The organism is Johannesbaptistia floridana (assembly GCF_057440575.1).
Genome location: NZ_JALKVM010000345.1, coordinates 1 through 1,260, shown reverse-complemented (window position 1 = coordinate 1,260; position 1,260 = coordinate 1). Strand labels below are relative to the sequence as shown.

The window sequence follows — 1,260 nt, the reverse complement described above, 5'->3', positions numbered from 1 at the left end:
GTAATCTTTCACTATTATATCATTGCTAAACAATAGTTGGTCTATATTTTCTCTAGTAGCGCACTAAACGACTTATAGCATTTTTCGGACTCATGAGGTTGTACCTAACTCTCGGAGCCTCGGTGCAAAGCTGCCTCTGGGAGCCTCGAAAAGGATAACCTCTGTACCTCACCAGTATGAGAATTGCTATATCATCAAGGGGTAAAACACAGTAATTATGTCTCAATTATCCCTTTGTCCCTAATTGTCAACCGACTAAAAATTACCCATTATGGCTATTTAGCTAAGCAAATGAGCAACTTTTAGCAGTAATGAGTAGATATTTTTCAACTGTATTTAGCCCTGTAGGTTGGGTTGAGGTAACGAAACCCAACAATCTAACTCGTTGTCTCCGACTGGTTACTACCTCTTGAGAAAGACTTACTTTTTCACCCGTACCCTAAATAGACCTGGCTACCAAGTTTCATCTTTCCGCCCTCATGGAGACTCTCGCTAAACCTCTCATCAGGTTAGCGATGAGAGGAAATGAGGGACCATTATTATGTTGCATAGTTATATCCATCCGCCTTGTGAATAGGTTTACAGTATTTGTGGCTAATACCTTGAACTGTTTGATTTGTCTTCTAGATAATAGAGCCTCTTTAATTTGTAACCCGCGATGATTAAGCTCGGCTGCCCAAATTAAATTATTGCCCGACAAAAGAGCTAAGCCCGTAGTACGGCTACCTGGATCTAACTTTAGCTGAAAATTATTGTTTGTGTGTAATGGTTTTTCCTCCTTAAGAATAATCGTAAATGGGTACCGTTTAAAAACGCTTGCTTTCCCTTGATTGAGTAACTTTCTAGCTCTAGCAGGGTGGCTTGGATTTAATGGTTTTTTGTGAGAATCTAAGACAAAAACTCGCATGAGTTTAACTCCTATTTCTAGGGTAAAGGTCGCCTCGTCAATGTTTTTAAAGTTTGTCAAGTTAACAGCACTTCTTTATCCCAAATACAGATGTTTAACCCCCTTCGGGCGAGGCAGAAGGCAGGGGGCAAGAGAGGCAGGAGGGAAGATTTTTAGTTAAAGTAAAGCCTTTGTGCCTCGCCTAATCGGGTTGAAGTCCCCCAGCAAATCGAAGACTTTGGTGGTCTGCGGTTAGATGTGGGTTAAAATCCCTATCTATGCCAACCTCCAGCAAAGCTGCCTTTCAACTCCTGCCTCCGTTTAACTGTTAACCACAGAAGCTACAAACTGGCGAGGTATTTGTAGGTGTGATG

The 1,260-nt window shown here is 41.5% G+C and carries 1 protein-coding gene; it reads right to left on the bottom strand.

What is annotated here, in order from left to right; translation table 11 throughout:
- Window positions 1-463 precede the first annotated feature (463 nt).
- Window positions 464-967: an RRXRR domain-containing protein gene (locus MW688_RS19185; RefSeq protein WP_486737621.1), complete on the bottom strand. Its 504-nt coding sequence runs from the start codon at window positions 965-967 to the stop codon at window positions 464-466.
- Window positions 968-1,260 lie beyond the last annotated feature (293 nt).